The following is a 20,706-nucleotide window of genomic DNA, read 5'->3' on the forward strand; positions in this document are numbered from 1 at the left end:
ATAGTTTGCGAAAACCGTCATCAAAGCAAATTTTGTTCTACATTGTTTAATACTTATCATTGTCCCAATCATCCAACACGATCCGCGGTTCGGCGGTTGGTGCCGGTGGAGTAGGAGGGGCTGGGTGAGCCACTGGTTTTGCGGCCGGGGTGGGGGTCGCGGCGGTTAAACGGCCACTGCTGGCCTTGATGGTAAAGGTACCGACCATCTGTTTGAGCAGTTCGGCCTGGCCGGACAGTTCTTCACTGGCGGCGGCGCTTTCTTCGGCGGTGGCGGAGTTGGTCTGGACCACCTCGGAGACCTGTTCAATGCCCTGGGTAATCTGGGTGATTTCCGCGGCCTGGTCGTTGGACGCCCGGGCGATGTTGCCAACCAGGCTGGTGACCTTCTCAATATCGGCGCGGATCTGGGTCAGGCTTTCGGCGGTTTCATCGGCAATTTTGGTGCCGACGGAGACCTTGTCGATGGAGCCTTCAATCAGGCCGGTGGTTTCTTTGGCGGCTTCGGCGGAGCGGGCGGCCAGGGTCCGGACTTCTTCGGCGACCACTGCAAAGCCCTTGCCGTGCTGACCGGCCCGAGCCGCTTCAACGGCGGCATTGAGGGCCAGAATATTGGTCTGGAAGGCGATATCGTCAATCACCTTGATGATTTTAGAAATATTCTGGGAGGCGGCATTGATGTCAACCATCGCGGTGACCATGTTGGTCATCCGGACATTGCCGATTTCGGCGTGGTTGCGCACCTCAATGGCGCGCTGGTTGGCTTCGTTGGCATGGACCGCATTCTGTTTGGTTTCCTGCGCCACTTCTTCAATTGACGCGGTCAGTTCCTGAATCGCGGAAGCCTGTTCCGTCGCGCCTTGAGCCATTGCCTGGCTGCCATCCGAAATCTGACGGGCCCCGGATTCCACCTGACCGGCGGCATTGTCAATATCCGCCAGGGTACCGCTGAGACTTCCGGTAATGCTGTTGAGCGCCAGTTTGATGGCCTGGAAATCGCCCAGATAGGTGGTCGTAATTTCCTGATTGAGGTTACCGCGGCCGATTTCTTCCAGGGTCTCGGTAATTTCTTCGACATATTCTTTCAGGAAGGCAATGGTCTGGTTCATATCTTCTTTAATCTGTCCGTGCTGGCCTTTAAAGTCGCCGCTCATGGCGGTGTGGAGATTACCCCGGGACAGTTCCCGGAGCGTTGCCGAGGCGGCATTAATCGGTTCGATCACCACGTCCAGGGTCTGATTGAAGCCTTCCACGACCTTGGCGTATTCGCCCTGGAACTTGCTCACATCACCACGGGTGGTCAGATCCCCTTCGACGGCGATCTGAGTCATTGTCTGGGTTTCGGTGACCAGCAGGGCAATGCTGTCGATCATTGAAATCAGGCTGGGCACCAGGGTGTCGTTGTCGCTGCGCTGGCCAATCGCTTTCAGGCTGTCCAGATCACAGAGGTTGCCGGCGGCAATGTTATTGGTAATTTCGACGATGTGGGTCAGCTGAGCGTGAACGCCGTTGATCGATTCCCCAATCTCGGCATAGATCCCGGTGTACTGGCCGGTAATTTTGGTCGACAGATCATTGGCACAGAGCAGCGCCAGTACCGCGTTGCCTTCGGTCAGGGCGCCGAGGCCCTCGATGCAGGCATTGATATTGGTTTTAAGGTCGTTGAAATCGCCCTTGTATTCGGTGGTGATGGCCGGTGGGATGATCCCGTGGCCAATCCGCTCGATGGCTTTGTTAGCGACTTTGAGCGGCTTGACAAAGGTATTGATCATGTTGTTGAGGCTGATGATCATCTCTTTGTAGGCACCGTTGTAGATAGTCGTATTGCCGCGGTAATTTAGCTGTCCGTCCTGAGCGGCAGCCCCGATCTTTTTGATATCGGCACTGAGTTTGTTCATTTCAGCGACCATGTCAATCAACGCGTAGGACAGTACATCCTTGTCGGACTGGGGCACGATGGCTACCGCAAAATCCCCTTGCGACAGCCGTTTGGCGGCCTCGGCCTGAACCTTGCGGTTATCGATGATGGTGGCAAAAGAAGCCATCAGCGCGCCGATTTCGTCTTCCCGGCCGGTGTCGATGACCAACTCCATATCGCCCTGGGCCAACTGATTGGCCACGTCGGTGAGCGCCACAATCGGGGCGGTGATCCGCTTCGCCAGATACCAGGCCGCCGCGCCGCCGATCAGCAGCACCAGCAGCGAAAGCAGGATCGTGACATTGCGTAGCGCCACCATCGGCGCCAGCACGTCACTCTGGTACTGGGCGATGATCAGGTTCCAGTTGGTCCCCGGGATCGGCGCCATGGCCCCGCTTTTGGCCTCACCCTTGAGGGTGTAGGACAGCATCCCGGCCTGACCGGTTCCCAACTGCTGCATCGCCAGCCCTAAATCTTTCCAGTCACCACCGGCTTCAATTTCGGCAAAGACATTGGTCTGGTTTAAAATAACCTCATCATTGGGATGGGCCATAAAACCGCCCTCGTTGTTCACGACAAAGCCGTATTGATGCGCGCCGTCGCCCATGGCGTTGGTAGTTACTTTTAAGAAGGTGGGGGAACGACGGCCGACCAGCAGCCCGACGATCTGGCCGTTGCTTTTAATCGGTGCCACTTCAAAGACACAGGGGGCCTTGGTGACCTTACTGATGGCGACATCAGAGATGGCCATTTCACCTTTAAAGCCGTTCTCGTACCAGAATTCGCCCCAGGAGTCAAACTCGCCGCCACTTATGACGTATTTGGCATGACCGGCCAGGTTCATGACAGCCAGATCCTCATAACCCAGCGCTTCAACGTCACCGACGAGGGCCGCCACCTGGGTGGGGTAATCCATCGAGGCAACGCCATTGCGTTTACTGACTTCAGCCAGGGTTTCCAGATTCCCGGAAATGATGGCCGCCACGTGGGCCGCGCCTTCGTTGGTGTATTTGAGGGCGTCTTCATTGGCTTTGGCCGTGATGCCGGAAGACCCCATATGATAAGAAATAAGTCCAAGGGCGATGACCGCCAGGGCCAGGATCGCCAGGGTGAAACCCAGCAGTTTGGTGGACAGGTGTTTTTTGATCACCCGCTGCTCGGGGACAACGGCCATATCCGGGGCCGGAATGATGGTGGTGTCGGGTTGTGATTGTTCGTTTTCTTCCATTAATTAACCTCTTTCTGTTGGTGATTGGTGCTGACTGCTAACCGCTTGTCCGGGTATTCAACGGTATCTCCAATCGGTTGGGATTGTCACACGACATGGGTTGAATCCGGTGTTGGCGTTGGTGGACAAATACGCTGTCAGGCCGGGGGAGCCTAAGGCAATCCAAAAACGCTGCGAAACAGCAAGCAACATTACCTATTATAGCGATTTAGCGGTTTATTTACCAGCGTTACGGTTAAAAAAAAACAAAATAAATCGAAAAATTCAAATCAAAAAAAGCAGGCCTCCATTTGACAAACGCAGCAATCTGTAACAATCACAAAATATTACACTTGCCAGTATTTAATAAAACGATTATGATTAGGGATGCCGATGAATAATAAAAAAGATAAGTGAATATAAATCTTTAAGAAACATTAATAAAGTCGCATTAGGCAACATCTCGAACACCGTGGAGGTATCATGTCTTTACTCAGTCAAAAAATCGAAGAGTATATTATCGAAAGTGGCGAAAGCGTCCAGTCGCTGGCGGAGATGGGCAACATCAACCGCACCACCCTGCAGCGGGTTAAGTCCGGGGAACGGCTGCCGACCCGCGCTTTTTTTAAAAAATTGACCCGGGTGCTGCGGCTGTCACCGGCCGAAGAAGCAGAACTGGAAACCCTGCTGGCCATCGCCCAGGTGGGGGATGGCACCTACGCCAACCGCCAAAAGATCATCGAACTGATTGAAACGATCGCCGAATTAACCGAATATCAGATCCCCTTTTCCAAGGAGCTACGGCAGCAGCAAAACCCCAACCATAGCGCCGCCGTAACCCCGGCGCTGCAGGTTGTCGCCGGGGCCAAACAGGTGCTGAGCCTGATTGAGTGCAACATTGACCGGGAGTTATTTGAAGCCGCCGAACCCGCCGTAAAGCTGGCGATTCCCTATGGTTTCCAGGCGGTTTATGATTATCTTTTTCAGCAACTGATGGGGAACAAGAAAACCTTAAACCTCCAGGATGTCCTCAACCTGCGCCGGGAAGCGGGCGTTGCCACGGCCGATCCGCTGCTGGGCGCCCTGAAACATCTGATCGCCCTGACGCTGCTGGACAATGTCAATTATCAGTCCCATTGCTGGGTTTCGCAAACAGATGAAGCCATCCCCGGCCCGGAAATCAGCGCCCTGTTCCCGTACTTTATCCTGACCTCCAGTGCCGTCATCACCATCTCCGGGGATCTGACCCAGGCCGTCATCTACCAGGACCCGGCCTTTTTACACCTCTACAGCGACTGCTTCGCCGAAATGCTGGCGACGACCCAGCCGTTTATTCTGGAGAGTAATGATCTCTTTAAGGTGTTTGATCTGGACCGGAACTTCAAGGTGGAAGTGGTGGTTGAACCACTGCCATGTATTGCATACTATACCGACCGGGAGCTGTTGGAAGCCAAGCTGAATAAGGATTTTCCTTATTATGAACCGCTACTTGAGGCGGTGGATCGCTATTTTAATTACTTCCGGCAGGTCAGCGGGGGGATGCTCAATGTTTTTTCGCTGAAAAACCTGCGCCAGTTCATGAACGATGGCAGCCTGGTTTTTCCGGAAGAAATCTATCATTTACTAACCCCGGTTGAACGGCTGATGATCTTGACCCAGGTTAGAGATGATCTGTTTCATGATCGCCGCATCCTCTTTGCCTTGGATGATGATAAGCTGTCAATGAACCAGGCGGTCGAATTCATCTACGAAAGCACCAGCTGCCTGCGATTGGTATTGCATTATAAAGTTGCCGGTCGGGTGGTATATAAAACCATCGAACTCCGGGAACCCGGCATTATTGCCGCCTTTAAGGAATTTTTCACCAGCCTGCCGAACAGCGAGTACGTGCTGCCCACCGAAACCACCCTGGCGGTTATGGATGCCATGATTGCCGAATACGAACCTGCCGCCGTCCCCGATTTCACTGAACCGCTTGCAGCATTGGCGCCAACCAGGGTATAATAATTAAAAGGATATTACGAAAAGAACATAGTTACTTTGCTCTCGGTCCCAAAAACAATTTTGTAAAGAATAAAACCAAACTGAATGACTAAATCAACCCCAGTACCGACAATTGTTACATCATGTTGTACGCATCGGGGCGAACAGGTTGATAAACCTGTCCGATCCCGCAGCGAACAACAGATTAACAATTGGTCGGTACGCCAGCGCAGTGCCAACCTCCAGTTCACACAAAATTGTTTTGCAGTCCCGAAAATCCATGAAAAGTGAGGTGTAGCTTATGGGCGGTATTATTTTTCTGGTTCTGGTCGTCATCGTCGCGGTGGGCCTGTGGCTCTATCTGACATCCCCGCGCAGCAGCCCGGCCAATGGCCAGCAGCCCCAGATCAGAATCCCCTGCCAGGACGGCTACATCATCGGTTATTATCAGGGCAGCCGCTTTTTCGGCCAGCGCTTCGTCGCTAACCGGCTGGCCTCCGAAGGGGTCTTTGTCAACGCCATCCAGGTCGGACCCGGCAAAGAGTATTACCCCAACGGCACCCTCAAATACGAAGGCAACTTCGCCAACGGCCTGGCCTCCGGAGCGGGGAAGCTCTATGAAGAAAACGGCAAACTCAAATATATCGGCAATTTTGCCTATGGCTACGCCGCCGGACAGGGCCGGATCTTTGATGCCAACGGCAAACTCAAATGCGAAGGCAATTTTGCCCGGCTGCCCAGCAATCAGGAAAACATCAAAGACCCCTCAGTGCCCACCGGGCATTGCAAAGAATACTACGACAATGGCCAGCTTAAATATGAAGGCGAATTTGTCAATGGCGTCTGGCATGGCGAAGGGCGCTCCTACGACCGCAATGGCCGGCTCGTCTATAAAGGGAAATTTGCCTACGGCAAACCGGCCAAATAAACGACCGTGAAAGCACCACAGCTGATCATATGATCAGTCGCGGTGTTTTTTTAGTGACGCCTTTTAATAAATAACGATGCAATTAAAACGCGCATGATAAGACAAATAGCTTGTCCTTGATGAAACAAAGTGCTACAATGTAGATATTGCAAAGGAACCGACAATTATAAATTTGCACCTGTATATCAAAGTCTCAGGAGGCCCCATGTTTATTGCCAGACAACCGATTTTTAACGCTCAGCTTGAAGTGTACGGTTATGAGCTGTTATTTCGGCTTAATCGCCAGTCCACTCAATTTGGCGGGGTATCATCTCAGGGTGCCACCGCCATGGTCATTACCGGTCTGTTTGAATCGGGCCTGGAAAATCTCATCGAAGACAAAATCGCCTTCATTAATTTTGACGAGATTTTTATCCATTCCGAGGCCGTGGAACTGATCAAACCCGATCGGATGATTGTGGAAATGCTGGAAGACATTGAAGTCAGCGACAATCTGATGGAGCGGTTGACCGATATTAAAGCGATGGGTTACTGCATCGCCCTGGATGATTTTGCCCAGACCTATCAAACCTACCCGCTGACGCCGCTGGCCGATATTATCAAATACGATATTATGATCACCCCGCTGGATACCATCGCCGCTGATGTCCCGACCGGCCTGGCCCAGGGAAAGACCCTGCTGGCCGAAAAGGTGGAAACCGAGGATGAGTTTAACCAAGCGAAAGAAATGGGCTTTTCCCTGTTCCAGGGCTATTTCTTCAGCAAGCCGCGGATTGCCGGGCGGTCCATCCGGGCCACACCGACCCAGATCCAGTATCTGAAGCTGATGACTGAAATACACACCGACGAACCCTCGTTTGAGCGGCTGGCGGATCTGATTGAACAGGATGTGACGCTGACCTATCGACTGCTGCGGTTAGCCAGTTTTCGAGCCGGCAGCGAATTGATCAGCTCGATCAAATTTGCCTTGAGCTATATCGGTCTGCGCGAATTTGAACGCTGGATCAGTATTTTAATGATCCATGAGCTCAGCAAGGATAAACCCACCGAACTGATTAGAATATCCCTGATCCGCACCCGTTTTGCCGAATCCCTGGCTAAACGCGCCGGGATGTTCGACCAGGAACATGATGCCGCGCTGATGGGTCTGTTTAGCGTGCTGGACGCGATTCTGGATCAGCCTATGGAGGTGGTGCTGGCGGGCATTACCCTGCCGCAATCAATTCTCGCTGCCCTGATCAACGAGCAAGGCAGCCTGCAGCCCATTCATGAATTGATGCTAGCCTATGAAAAAGGTGACTGGGCCGTGGTTGAGGCAGCAGCCGAGGCGTTAAAAATCGAGGATTACTGTATTTATCACGACTACCGCGAGGCAATTAACTGGGCCAAGAATGTCATTGGTAATATTGCCTGACAGCGATGCCACATCAGACAGTAAAAATAAATCACACTGCCACGCAAAAAGACAGCTCCTTCAGGTCAACTGAGTGGGCTGTCTTTTTTTACGACGCAACGACGAACGGCGCTGCGGGGCCAGGAAAAAAATAAAAAGTCTGAATATTCTGGCACACTAAACGCCACATCTTGCAATTGACTGAAACATCGCTATAATAAAAGGTAGCATCGTTTCGCTAATGATTTGAATAAAGTAATGATATTAATATTACAAATTAATGCTATAAATAAATTTAAATAAGTGAACGAAAAAAATTACGGCAGATAAACTAGCGTCAGCAAAATAAATTTAAACAGGAGCAGCTCATGACACAATTTAGCAAAAGAATCTCAGAACTATTCGAGGAAAGCGGTGAAACGATTCAATTCCTTGCGGAAACGGGCAAAATCAACCGCACTACCCTGCAGCGGATTAAAACCGGTGAACGGCTGCCCACCAAAAAAGTTTTTGACAGCTTAACCAGGGCCTTGCGTCTGTCAAATACCGAAGCCGAAGAATTACAGATACTGATGGAAATCACCCAGGTCGGGGAACGCACCTATTACAATCGTCACAAAATAATTGAACTGATCGGGATCATCTCTGAACTGACCAGCTATCAAATCCCTTTTTCCAAAGAAATCAAAATCAGTAACAGCGGTGACATGGCCATTGATGCCCCGGAAAGCATCCGGGTCGTCACCGGCGCCGGAGCGGTGCTGACGATGATCGAAAACTGTATTGACCGCGAACTGTTTAGTAAAGAGCAGCCCCATTTAAAGCTGGCCGTTCCCAGTCGATTTGAAGCGGTCTATCAGCATATTTTTCAACAGATGCTGGGCAACCAGAAACAACTGATCTTGCAGGACGTCCAGAGTTTTCTGGAAACCGGCACCGAAACGGCGGCCGATCCGGGCCTGGGGATTCTGAAAACCCTGATTGGCCTGTCGCTGCTGGATAATGTCAGCTATCACTCCCATTACTATTATCAGTGCGCCGGGGATGCTCCGGAAATCAATGCGCTGTTTCCGTATTTTATCCTGACCTCAGAAGATGTCATCACCATTTCCCGGGATTTCAGTCAGGCGATCCGTTATCGTGATCCGGAGTTTTACCGCCTCTACCAGAAGGGCTTTGTGACGATCCTCCAGCAGACGGAACAGTTTATTGAAGAAAGCCGGGACTTATTTGCCATTTATTCCCTGGATAGCACCTATCGAATCCGTGCGGTGGTGGAACCGCTGCCCTGTTTTGCCTATTACGCTACCCATGAGATGGTCGCCGCCAAGGTCCGCAAGAGCTTGCCCTTTTATGAACCGCTAGTGACCGCGACTAATCGCTTCTATGATTATTTTAAACAGGAAAACCGTTCGATGATCAACGTCTTTTCGCTGACCAATCTGGCCACCTTCATGGAAGACGGCAACATGTACTTTCCGGAGGACGTTTGCCATCCCTTTACGCCGGCGGAACGGCTGCTGCTGATCAAACAGGTCCGCGACGATATCGCCGCCGGGGTCCGCAAAACCTATGCCTTTGATGAAACCAAGATCGCCCTGAATGCGGCGGTGGAGTTTGTCAATGAAGCCACCCTGGTGCATCTGATTCTGCACTACAAAAAAGGCGATCAGCAGGTCTTTAAGACCATCAAATTAACCGAAGCCAATATCGTCGCCGCCTTTGACGACTTTTTCCGCAGCCTCCCTGACAGCCCCTACGTGCTGCCCCAAGAAGCCACCATTGCCGGTCTCGACGAGCTGATCAGTCGCTACGAAGCCCGGGCATAGGCCTGCGCGCCGGTTGGTGTTAAACTGCCGTACCGACCAATTGTTAATCTGTTGTATGCGCACAATTCGTACAGTTGCGAATTAAATGATTCAAATACTCTTGTTTTTCGCCGCAACTGTTCGCCTAGAGGCACACAACATGATAGAACAATTGTCGGTACTGGGTTATCCATTTTGATAGAAAAAAAGCACTGGCTTAAAACCGGTGCTTTTTTTCGTTTGCTTTGTTTAGTTTAGATTGCGCGGCGGTTAAGAGATCGCCCGCATCACGATAAAGGCGGAGTAGCCGACGTAGCCGAGCATCATCACCACGCCTTCCCAGCGGCTGATCTTCTTGGAGGTGTACATCATCGGGACCACGACGACCATGGACGCCAACAGGATCCACAGATCGGCATAGTTTTCCATGGCGATCTCGATCGGATAGATGATTCCGGAAATGCCCATGACCAGAAGCACATTAAAAATGCAGGAACCGACGATATTTCCGACGGCAATGTCGTTTTCGCCCTTCTTGGCGGCGACCACCGAGGTGATCAGTTCCGGCAGGGAGGTGCCGATGGCAACAATTGTTAAACCGATAACGGTTTCGGATAAGCCCATCAGCGTCGCAATTTCAATGGCGGCGTTGACGACCAGATCGGCACCAAAAATGACGGCTGCCAGGCCACCGATGGTAAAGACAGTGCTTTTCGGCATCGGCAGCAGGATAATCTCGCCTGCGGATTCTTCCTTGCCGAGAATCGCGATTTCGACCATCGAATACAGATAAATGGCAAAAAACAACAGTAAGATCCAGCCTTCCGAACGGGAAACCACCGAGATCGGGTCGCCATTGATCAGGCCATCCATGACCATCAGCATCAGTGCGACGGTGGTCAGGATGGCAAACGGCATCTCTTTAAAAATTGTTTTGGACTTGATACTGATTGGGGTAATAAAGGCTGAGATCCCCAGGATAAAGAGGACATTGACAATATTGGAGCCGACCACGTTCCCAAAGACAATCCCGTTGGCCTGATTCAGCGATCCGGACACCGACACCGCCAGTTCCGGGGCACTGGTTCCAAAAGCCACCAGGGTCAAACCGATGACCATGCTGGGGATGTTAAAACGTTTGGCAATGGAGGACGAACCCTCCACAAAATAATCGGCGCCTTTGACTAATAAAACCAGCCCGATAATTAATAAAATAATACTCACAAAAATCCTCCTTATAAAGATACAAATGATGACATAAATGATGACCTACAAAATGAAAAGAAATAAAAATGCATTGACAGCCATTACTACAATACCAGCAGATAGGCCTGAGGTCAATTTTATTTTACAGAAACTAACAAAAATTTTACCCGAAACCGTTTAAAGCGTAAAAAAGAGGCTATACAATGTAATAGAGTGTCATGGTTCGGTAAAATTGATTAAAACGAAAACACAGCGGATTCAGGAAGTACGCGGATTCCGTGTCGCATCCCAAGGAAAAGGAGTGTAGCAATGCAGATACAACCCTATCTCAGTTTTAATGGAAATTGTCAGGAAGCGGTAGAATTTTATGCCGATGTGTTCGGCACCGATATCCCGGAAATTATTTTGTTTAGTGATTTGCTGCCCGAACCGGCCGTTCCCGAGCTGGAGGATCGCTCCGATAAGGTGGTCATCCGGGCAGAGCTAGAGCCGGATCAGAACCACCTGAAACACTCGGCGACCTTCCCGAAAGACCGGGATCTCCATAAGGAAAAAATGACCCTGGTGATTTTCAGCGACGATCTCGATGAGATCAAGATTCTCTACTATAAATTAAAAGACGGGGGCACGGTTGAGATGGAACTCCAGGAAACCTTCTGGAGCAAGGTCTACGGATCCCTGATTGATAAATTTGGGGTCGGCTGGCAGTTAAATTATGATGACGGCCGGCTGGGACAAGTGGTATAATAGTGGTAATATTAGACTAACAGGTTGATTTGATGAGCAGACAAGTTTTCCATCACTGTCAATAACACCGGGTCATCGATCCGGTGTTATTTGTGTGGGTACAGCGTAGTATGGTTCACTTCCAACATCGTCATAAGATACCACACCAGAGGGGGAACCATGGAAACAAAAAAGATTTTACCACTCCGCTTAGCGAGCCTTGATGAAGCCAATGCCTTTGTTGAAGCGCTGTTAAACCACTATAAGTGTCCCAAAAGCGACAATCTGAAAGCTCAGCTGTTTGTCGAAGAAGCGATTGTTTACTGGGCCGATCAGGCCGATGATACGGCCAGCTTTGAATTGGCGATTCAAAAACGCTTTAAGACGATTACCCTGACTTTGAACTACTGGGGCGATCCCCAAAACCCGCTGACCCTGCCGGAACCGTCAGAAGATGAGGAAGCGGACTACAACCGGATCGGGCAGAATATTCTGATTGGTTTATCAGCCGTGACCTACTCCTATGAAAAAGGCTGTAACAACGTCTCTTATACCCTTAAACAGAAACCACTGAACCCGGCCCTGACTACGGCCGTGGCGCTGGTGACGGCGATCCTGGCGGGGCTGGGGTTACAGGTGGTGGCGCCGGAGCTCGGCAAGCAGCTGGGTAGCGTGATTCTGACCCCGATCAGTTCAACCTTTTTCGGCTTTTTAAACGCCATCGTCATTCCGGTGCTGTTTTTCTCGGCCATCGGCAGTATTGTCAATATGGATAACCTGGCCCAGATGAAGCGGATCTTCCGGCTGCTGCTGACCTGGTCAATGGCCGTTATTCTGCTTGCCTCGGCGGTCTCGCTGGCCCTGGCCCAGCTGTTTCTGCTGGGCCGCAGCGGTTCGGCCAGTGCCGGCGGCCAGGATGACCTGTGGAATCAGATCGGGGCGATGGTCTTCGGGATTATTCCCACCAATATCATCCAACCTTTTATTGACGGCAATACCCTGCAGATCATGTTTCTGGCGATTATCGGCGGGGTTGTAATGCTGACCTTAAAGGGCCGCTTTCCCGCCATCACCCGGATCATCACGGAAGCCAATCTGGTCTTTGCCACGATCCTCGACGCCGTCTGCGCGCTGATGCCCGGGGTGGTCTTTATCAGTATCCTGAACATGATGATCTCCGGCGAGGGCGCCGCCCTGCTGGGGGCCTTTGGCCTGATTGCGTTGCTGCTCGGCGCCTACCTGATTATCGATCTGGTGATGCTGCTGAGCCTGACGGTTGCCCATAAAATGAGCCCGCTGGCGTATCTGCGCTCGGCCGCGCCGTTTCTGCTGATTGCCTTGTCCACCGCCAGCTCCAGCGCTACCTTTGCCAGCCACACCGCCACCGCCCTGAGCAAACAGAAAATCCGCGACTACGTGGTCCACTTTTCGATCCCGGTGGGGGTGCTGTTCAACAAGCAGGACGCCATCCCGATGCTGTTGCTGACGGCCCTGTTCGTCGGCAATATATACGGGATCAGTTTTACCCTGCCGGATATGATCCCGGTGGTGATCCTCTGTATGATCCTCTCGGTGGCCGTACCGCCCTCGCCGGGGATGGGCGCCTTTCTCTTTACGATTGTCTTCAACCTGCTGGGCATCCCCCTGGAAGGCCTGGCCCTGGCCGTCACCATCGCCATCTTCCTGGACTACCCAGCCACCACCGGCAACGTCATGACCACCAACATCGGCATGCTCCACACCGAACACCGGCTCCGCGCCAGCGAATCAAAAAAGCGCCCCTAATTAGGACGCTCAAGTTAATCTTTAAATACTAACCCAGTACCGACAATTATTACATCATGTTGTACGCATCGGAGCGGACACGGCGTAGCCTGTCCGATTCCGCGGCGAACAACAGATTAATAATTGGTCGGTACGGTAGTTTTCCACCAACCTGGGCGCCTTTAGACGGGCGCGTTTTTGATGGCTTAAGCCAGGCCGTCTTCCATCGCCAGGGAAACCGGTTCGGCCTTGCTGGCCCGCAGTTTACGGTAGGTGACGGTGTACATTGAAACCGCCAGGATGATTGAAACGACGTCGGCCAGGGGTTGGGCCCAGATAATGCCCTGAAGCTGAAACAGCGAGGAGCCGATAATCAGAATTGGGATAAAGGCCAGACCCTGGCGGCAAACGGTCAGGATCAGGGACGGGAGCGCCTTGCCGAGCGACTGATAGACGGTGGTGACAATAAACTGCAGACCCAGGAAGGGGCTGACCAGCATTTGAATAATCAGCATCGTTGCACCGATGGCAATGACCTCAGGGTCGTTGATAAAGAAGGTCACGATCTGGGTGGCAAAAACGATCGAGACGATCATCACTACAGTGCCCATGATCATCCCGATAATGGCGGTAAACTTGATCGCATCGTTCATCCGCTTATAGTTATGCTGGGCATAATTGTAGCCGATAAAGGGTTGAATCCCCATCGCCAGACCCAGCGCGAGCATCACCACGACCGAGAAGACCCGGCCGGAAACCCCCAGCGCGGCAATCACGGTATCGCCATAAGCTGAAGCAAAGCTGTTTAACATGATCATCGAAAAACTCATCAGAATATTATTAACCGAGGCGGGAATCCCGATGGCAAAGGTGTTTTTGGCGATGGCGCCTTCCATCCGGAAATCGTTGGGGGCAATCGACAGCACATCACTGTGCTTGAAAATGTAATAGATAAAATAGAGCACCGCACAGGCATTACCAATCACGGTGGCCCAGGCCGCTCCGGCCACGCCCATGCCCATGGACAGAATCATAATCGGGTCGAGGATGATGTTGACGATGGTTCCGATCATCATCCCAATCATCGATTCTTTGGCCGCACCAACGGATCGGACAATCTGGGCCAGGGAATTCTGCAGGCTGATGGCGACCGCACCATAGGCAATAACGGTCAGATAACTTTTGGCCAGGCCGAGGGTGTTAGGGCTGGCGCCGGCAATCGTCAGGATCGGATCCATAAAGAGCAGGAACACCACCATCCCGATCAGGCCCAGGGCAATCGAGCCGTAGAAGGCAAAAGCGGAGGTGTGTTTAATGTCGGCGATTTTCCGCTCACCCAACAGCCGCGAAATATAGGAACCGCCGCCGATGCCAAAAATATTACCAAAGGCCATCAGCAGGAAGAAGATCGGCATCGTCAGGGTGACAGCGGCCACCTGGTTGGGATCGCCGGTCTGGCCGACGAAGTAGGTATCAGCCATATTGTAGACAATCGTCACCAGCATGCTCAGCATCGTGGGGATCGCCAGGGTCATAACCGCCTTGGGGACGGGGTACTTTTCAAATAAATCGTTTTTCATAAAAATAATTCCTTTCGTTGAATCATCGGGTTCGGTCATTGCGATACGGTCTTGAGCTTCGCTGCCGGTTTGCAGCGAACAATTTTGCAAAAAAAAAGAGTGGTTTGTCCTTCGCTACCGCATCGACCAATTGTTGTGTGTTGTTTGCGAGTAAGGCAATTACTAATTTTCAGTGGAGGGGCAGGGGATGAAGCAGGGATCGGCAGATTGACAGGGTGTGGTGATGTTTTTAAGGATCTGCCGCAGGATCGTCTCTAATAAAACAAGATCATCAGATGACAGACCTTCCAGGGTTTCGGCTTCGAGGCGAGTGATTTCTGCAAAGAGTAGGGGTTGGAGTTCCCGCCCCCGGGCTGTCAAAACCAGATGGTTTATGCGCCGATCCTGAGCATCAATCCTTCGTTCAATAAAACCTTTTTCGACCAAACGTTTAACAATTCCGGTCACGGTTGGCCCTTTAAGTAGGAAGGCTTCCTCAATATTTTTCTGAATGACTGCCTGATCCTGGTTTTTTAACAAATACATAATCACGGAAAACTGGGATGAGGTCAGATCCCATTGTTTCAGAGAATGATTGAAGCGCATTTCCATAATATTGTTCAATTGTTTGATAGTGCCCCCAAAATTAAAGACTTTTTTATCCATGTGTCCTCCATTACTTAGCATGCTATCTATTTTATCCAAAGAATTTTTAATTGTCAAGTCAACTTTTATAAGAATCGTTTTCACAAAATAATTGGCTGCGTCATGCGCAAAATAAAACGCCGGTTTTCGATAAAATAGCCGTGATGCCAATTAAAGCACCTTGACAATCCCCCGGGTCGACGTGGTAAAATAAAGAAATAGAATCAATTTACGGATGCCGCAAAACAAGCGGCATCCGTAACGACGGATCACGAAGCGGAGGCGATCATCATTGGCAAGAAAATATGAATTTTCCTGGGAGCTGCTGGGCGATATTGGCGCCGGACGGCCGAATCTGGGCAATACCACCCGGGTGGAGGTGTATCGGCTGATGCAATTTACCTTCAGAGACATCATCGAAAAACATGTCGGGGCAACAGAGACCGATGAAATCTTTTATCAGGCCGGACAGCTGGCGGGGCAGGCTTTTTATCAGCATATGATAACCCCCACCGATGATCTTAACCATTTTGTCAATCAGTTGAAGGAGACCCTCAAAGAATTGGGCATGGGCATCCTCCGGGTTGAACAGGTGGATATGGACAAAGGCGAATTAATACTGACCATCTCCGAAGATCTCGATTGCTCAGGACTGCCGGAGGACAGCTATGAGATCTGTACCTATGATGAAGGCTTTATTGCGGCGCTGCTGTAAGGTTTTTCCGGTAAACCCTTTATTGTCAAAGAGGTCGACTGCTGGTGTACCGGGGACCGGACCTGTCGGTTCAGCGCCACAGCAATCGCTGTGCCCGCAGAACCTGAGTGCTAGGCATTAATCGGGCGCCGTTACGAAGCACGCAACAAGACAACATCAACAATCACTACAGAAGGGAGCTGACATACTAATATGAGCAGTAACGAGGTTCGGTCAATTTTAGAGTATTTTAAAGCCCTACTTAATGACCTGCGCGTCAGCGCTGTCCCCCTGGAAAGTGTCAGCAATGATGAGACCTTTCTGGAGCTTGATCAGACCCTTAAAACGATCCGGGCGGCTGCGGCTGAACTGGGCAATGGCAATCTGTCCCATGATATTAAAGGCAGGGGCTATGTGCTGGGCTCGATCAAAAATCTCCAGGCGTCGCTGCGGAATCTGACCTGGATCACCAAAACCATTGCATCGGGCGACTTTTCCCAACGGGTCCATTTTCTCGGCGATTTTTCCGAGGCCTTTAACAGCATGACCGAAAAACTGGAGACCTCGATTCACGATTTGGAAGAAGCCCGCTCCCATTTTGAAATGGTGTTTCAGACCATTCCCGACGCTACCGTGATTACCAAAATATCCGACGGCACCCTGGTTGCCTATAACCGGGCCTTTATGGAAGCGACTAAATTCACCGATGCCGATTTAAGCGACGGTGAGTTCAATATCGCGGATCTTTATCTTGATCTCAGCCATCGGGAAACCTTTATCCGGAATCTCGAACGAGATGGTTTTGTCGAAAACCTGGAATTTTCTTTTCTGGGCAAAAACAATCAACAGCATATTGGTCTGGTGTCATCAAACCTGATCGTCATTGACGGGATTCCCCATACCCTCAGTGTGATCCGGGATATCACTGATCTTAAAGCCATTGAAGCGAAATTGCAGCAGAGTGAAGAACGGCATCGGCTGCTGGCTGACAATGCCGCGGATGTGATCTGGACCATGGATCTGGAGGGGCGGTTCACCTATGTCAGCCCCTCGGTGGAAAAACTCCGAGGCTACACGGTTGAGGAGGTGCTGGCCCAGAGCGCCGAAGAGGTCTTGTGTCCGGGCTCACTGATTCATATGCAGGAGGGTTTGACCCGGGCCATCAACTCGGTGATGAATGGTCTGCCGTTTCAGGTTTTTCGGGGCGAGCTGGAGCAACCCTGCAAAGACGGCAGCACCGTCTGGACTGAGGCAACGGTTTCCGGGATTTACAGCGAAGACGGCCGCTTTGTCGGGATGCTCGGGGTCAGCCGGGATATCAGCGAACGAAAAATCATGGAGGAAGAGATCCGGCGGCTGTCGATCACTGATAAGCTGACCCAAAGCTTCAACCGTCTGAAACTGGACGAAACCATGGAAACGCAATTTGAGTGGTCAAAAGACAGTGGGTTACCGTTTGCGATCATCATTCTAGATATTGATCATTTCAAGCTGGTCAACGATACCTACGGCCATCAGGTCGGGGACCGGGTCCTGATTGAACTGGTCGCCATCCTTCATGAAAATGTCCGTGATGGCGATGTGGTGGGGCGCTGGGGCGGCGAAGAGTTTCTGATTATCCTGCCGGATACCACCCTGGCCGACGCCACCTTGCTGGCGCAACGCCTGCGCCAGGCAGTTGCCGACTATTCATTTAGCACCGCCGGGCAGGTCACGATCAGCCTCGGGGTGTCGGCGTATACCACCGACAAGACTCCGGAAACCATCGTTTCCCGGGCTGATACGGCCTTATATCAGGCCAAGGAAAAGGGCCGTAATCGCGTTGAAGTGAAATAAAGAGGTTTTATTAACGGAGGGGTCGATGACTTATCAAGCGCCAAATCAAAAAATGACCAGCCATAAATCCGCCAAACCCGTCTTAATTGTGAGGATGCTCATCTGTATCAGCATCTTCTTAGTCTGCCTACTCGCCGGACCGGCTTTTTTGGTTCGGGCCGAGGAGGCAAAATCCGTTCTTTTTATCAGCTCCTACAGCGAGAGCTTTGTCTCGGTTCCTGACCAGATTGCCGGCGTTCAGTCGGTTTTTGAGCAACAGCAGATCAATCTGGAAATTGAATACATGGATACCAAGCGCCTCGATACCCCGGAAAACAAGCAGGTTTTTTATCAGAGCCTGAAATTTAAATTGGCCAATCTGCCACCCTATGATGCCGTGATTGTGGGGGATGACAATGCCCTCCAATTTGTCAGCGATTATCAGACCGAACTGTTTCCCCAGACCCCGATTGTTTTTTTAGGTGTAAACGATGAAACCCGGGCCCGACAGGCGGCGGCTGATCCCTACATCACCGGCATCATGGAACGGATCTCGATTAAAGAAACCCTCGACATCGCTCGGGTCTTTAACCCCCAGGCCACCCGAGTCGTCGGGATTGTCGATGAAACCCTGACCGGTCAGGGCAACCGCCTGCAGTTTGAATCCTTCCGCCAGGACTTTCCCGAGCTGACCTTTACCACCCTCAATACCCCGGACTACAGCTTTGCTGAGCTGGGCACGGAACTGGCGCAACTGGGGGATGAGACGATTCTGCTGTTTCTCGATATGAATCCCGATAAGCATGGGGAATATATGGCGTTTGAAAAAGCCGCGGCCTTTTTATACCAGCATACCCAGATCCCGGTTTACCGGGCCTCGGTGGGTGGGGTCGGTGCGGGGTTGATGGGCGGAAAAATGGTGGATTACCGGGCCCTGGGAAAAACCGCGGCCGAGCTGGTCGTGGATATTTTTTCCGGGACCCCGGTCGAATCGCTGGCGTTAATTGAAGCGACGCCCTATTATTATATTTTCGATTATGCGCTGATCCAGCAATTTAAGATTCCCGATCAACTGATTCCCGCGAATGCGGTGCTGATCAACAAAACCGAATACCCGCTGGATAAATACCGCACTCTGATTCTGGCCGCGGCGATTTTGCTGATTGTCCTGACGCTGGTGACGCTGCTGCTGATCTACGATAATCTGAAACGTCGGAGTATCCAAAAAGCGCTGGAGTTCAGTAATGCCGAGCTTAAAATAACCTACGATGAACTGGAAGCGGTGGAAGGGGCACTACGGCGCCAATATGAAGTGATGGAAGAGCACGATCGCGAAGTCGGCGAACTGAACCAGAAGTTTGAGCTGGCCATTGAAGGCACCAACAGCGCCGTCTGGGAAGTGGATCTCACGTCCAAAACGGTCCATTTCGCCGGTGACTGCTCGCGGATTATCAATAAAGCCGTCAGTAATCACAGCAGTGTCCATTACTGGATGGACCTCGTCCTGGAGGCCGGTCATCGTGAGCGGCTGATTGCCGAAGTCCGTAATTACCTCCAGGGAAAATCAACCCAGATCAACATTCAGGTGCTGACGGCGGGCCCCGAGCCGCACCAGAAATGGTTGCTGATCCGCGGCAAGGGGATCAAATCAGCAGCCGGCAGCTTTTGCAAGTTACACGGGATCCTGTTTGATAATACCAAATTTAAGGTTCAGGAAGAACAGATCCGGCATCTGGCCCGACATGATTTTTTAACCCAGTTGCCCAACCGGATGAGCTTTCTGGTGCAGCTCGAAAAAGAACTGACTGCCGGCCGCAGCGGGGCGGTGCTGCTCCTGGATATAGATAATTTCAAAAGCATCAATGATACCCTCGGCCATCTCTATGGCGATGAATTGCTCAAGCAGATTGCCGGCCGGCTACAATCGATGGCTGACGACAAGATGATGGTCGGTCGCCTCGGCGGCGATGAGTTTCTGATTCTGATCCCCGATAAATGCCAACCGGCCGAGCTCGAAAGCGCTGCCAATCTGATCCTGGCGGCCTTTGATGCGGCCTTTATGCTGGACAACCGGGAGGTTTTTATCAGTATCAGCATGGGCATTTCCTGTTATCCCCGGGACAGCAGTGCCATCGATCAGCTGATTATGAACGCCGATACGGCCATGTACGAGGTTAAGAACCGCGGCAAAAACCACTTTATGTATTATCATCAGGAACTGAAAACGGAAATGAACCGCAAAATCGAAATTGAGATGATGCTCCGGGCAGCACTAAAATGCGATGGTTTTAAACTGGTCTATCAGCCCCAGGTGGATTTACGCAGCGGCCAGACCGGCGGCTTTGAAGCCCTGCTGCGAGTCAAGGAACATAGTCTCGGTCCGGATCAGTTTATTCCGGTGGCCGAAGAAACCGGCCTGATCAGCGAGATCGGCCGCTGGGTAGCCCGGGAAGCGGTGGCCCAGATCGTCCGCTGGCGCAAGCAAGGCCTGGCGGAAAAACCGGTGGCGATTAATTTTTCCAACCGCCAACTGCGCGACAAAGATTACGTCAGTTATATCACCACGCTGCTGCAACAGCATCACGTCGAGCCGCGGTTTATTGAGATCGAGATTACCGAAAGCATCTTGATGGAAAATGATTACCAGACCGATCAGTTTCTCAAAGCGCTTAAAGCGGCCGGCCTGTCGGTGGCCCTGGATGATTTTGGCACTGGCTATTCGTCGCTGAATTGCCTGACCTATCTGCCGGTCAACAAAATAAAACTGGATAAATCGATCAGCGATCAGTTTTTGCAGGGCAACCGCTTCAAGGTGATTGAAAGCCTGATCCTGCTGGCTCACAGCCTTAATTTAAAAATTATGGCCGAGGGCATCGAGGCGTGGGACAAGGTGGCCATCCTCAAAAATAGCGGCTGCGATGGAATCCAGGGCTATGTCTTCAGCAAACCGCTGGAGCCCACCGAAATCGCCGCGATTTACAACCACAATCTGCTTACAAAAGCGCCACAATCGGGTAGGAGGCTGACCATTAATTGATCAGCCGACCTCCCACACCACCGT

At 51.5% G+C, this 20,706-nt stretch carries 13 protein-coding genes; 9 read left to right on the top strand and 4 right to left on the bottom strand.

Annotated features, from left to right (window positions below; all coding sequences use genetic code 11):
• Positions 1 to 46 precede the first annotated feature (46 nt).
• The gene (locus ABGU93_RS07635) at positions 47 to 3,145 is read right to left on the bottom strand and encodes a methyl-accepting chemotaxis protein (protein ID WP_347412883.1); all 3,099 of its coding nucleotides are present in this window, start codon (positions 3,143 to 3,145) and stop codon (positions 47 to 49) included.
• Between the two features lie 462 nt (positions 3,146 to 3,607).
• Here ABGU93_RS07635 and ABGU93_RS07640 point away from each other — a divergent pair, with 462 nt between their 5' ends.
• The 4 genes from ABGU93_RS07640 to ABGU93_RS07655 all read left to right on the top strand — a co-directional run bounded on the left by ABGU93_RS07640 (position 3,608) and on the right by ABGU93_RS07655 (position 9,257).
• A complete protein-coding gene (locus tag ABGU93_RS07640; RefSeq protein ID WP_347412884.1) occupies positions 3,608 to 5,128 on the top strand; it encodes a helix-turn-helix transcriptional regulator in 1,521 nt (506 codons plus the stop codon).
• A gap of 280 nt (positions 5,129 to 5,408) precedes the next feature.
• Positions 5,409 to 6,035: a hypothetical protein gene (locus ABGU93_RS07645; protein WP_347412885.1), complete on the top strand. Its 627-nt coding sequence runs from the start codon at positions 5,409 to 5,411 to the stop codon at positions 6,033 to 6,035.
• A 205-nt stretch (positions 6,036 to 6,240) separates the two neighbouring features.
• A complete protein-coding gene (locus tag ABGU93_RS07650; protein WP_347412886.1) occupies positions 6,241 to 7,449 on the top strand; it encodes an EAL domain-containing protein in 1,209 nt (402 codons plus the stop codon).
• Between the two features lie 347 nt (positions 7,450 to 7,796).
• Positions 7,797 to 9,257 (top strand): hypothetical protein, encoded by a 1,461-nt coding sequence (locus tag ABGU93_RS07655; RefSeq protein ID WP_347412887.1) that lies wholly within the window; start codon positions 7,797 to 7,799, stop codon positions 9,255 to 9,257.
• A gap of 249 nt (positions 9,258 to 9,506) precedes the next feature.
• Here ABGU93_RS07655 and ABGU93_RS07660 read toward each other — a convergent pair whose 3' ends face one another.
• On the bottom strand, positions 9,507 to 10,460 hold the full coding sequence (locus ABGU93_RS07660) for a calcium/sodium antiporter (protein ID WP_347412888.1): 954 nt from the start codon (positions 10,458 to 10,460) through the stop codon (positions 9,507 to 9,509).
• A gap of 291 nt (positions 10,461 to 10,751) precedes the next feature.
• Here ABGU93_RS07660 and ABGU93_RS07665 point away from each other — a divergent pair, with 291 nt between their 5' ends.
• Together ABGU93_RS07665 and ABGU93_RS07670 are read left to right on the top strand one after the other, a co-directional pair.
• Positions 10,752 to 11,189 carry a VOC family protein gene (locus ABGU93_RS07665; protein WP_347412889.1) on the top strand — a complete coding sequence of 146 codons (438 nt, stop codon included), beginning with the start codon at positions 10,752 to 10,754 and terminating at the stop codon, positions 11,187 to 11,189.
• A 159-nt stretch (positions 11,190 to 11,348) separates the two neighbouring features.
• Positions 11,349 to 12,953, top strand: a complete 1,605-nt coding sequence (locus ABGU93_RS07670) for a cation:dicarboxylase symporter family transporter (protein ID WP_347412890.1) — start codon at positions 11,349 to 11,351, stop codon at positions 12,951 to 12,953.
• A gap of 185 nt (positions 12,954 to 13,138) precedes the next feature.
• Here the strand turns inward: ABGU93_RS07670 and ABGU93_RS07675 are convergent, their stop codons facing one another.
• On the bottom strand, positions 13,139 to 14,512 hold the full coding sequence (locus ABGU93_RS07675; protein ID WP_347412891.1) for an MATE family efflux transporter: 1,374 nt from the start codon (positions 14,510 to 14,512) through the stop codon (positions 13,139 to 13,141).
• Positions 14,513 to 14,674: 162 nt separating this feature from the next.
• On the bottom strand, positions 14,675 to 15,157 hold the full coding sequence (locus ABGU93_RS07680; RefSeq protein ID WP_347412892.1) for a MarR family winged helix-turn-helix transcriptional regulator: 483 nt from the start codon (positions 15,155 to 15,157) through the stop codon (positions 14,675 to 14,677).
• A 271-nt stretch (positions 15,158 to 15,428) separates the two neighbouring features.
• Here ABGU93_RS07680 and ABGU93_RS07685 point away from each other — a divergent pair, with 271 nt between their 5' ends.
• The 3 genes from ABGU93_RS07685 (at position 15,429) to ABGU93_RS07695 (ending at position 20,682) form a co-directional block, all read left to right on the top strand.
• Positions 15,429 to 15,851: a 4-vinyl reductase gene (locus ABGU93_RS07685; RefSeq protein WP_347412893.1), complete on the top strand. Its 423-nt coding sequence runs from the start codon at positions 15,429 to 15,431 to the stop codon at positions 15,849 to 15,851.
• Positions 15,852 to 16,043: 192 nt separating this feature from the next.
• Positions 16,044 to 17,666 (top strand): diguanylate cyclase, encoded by a 1,623-nt coding sequence (locus ABGU93_RS07690; protein WP_347412894.1) that lies wholly within the window; start codon positions 16,044 to 16,046, stop codon positions 17,664 to 17,666.
• Positions 17,667 to 17,691: 25 nt separating this feature from the next.
• Positions 17,692 to 20,682: an EAL domain-containing protein gene (locus tag ABGU93_RS07695; protein ID WP_347412895.1), complete on the top strand. Its 2,991-nt coding sequence runs from the start codon at positions 17,692 to 17,694 to the stop codon at positions 20,680 to 20,682.
• Positions 20,683 to 20,706 lie beyond the last annotated feature (24 nt).

Origin of the sequence: Acetobacterium sp., from assembly GCF_039830195.1 — a bacterium.
Taxonomy (GTDB): domain Bacteria; phylum Bacillota; class Clostridia; order Eubacteriales; family Eubacteriaceae; genus Acetobacterium.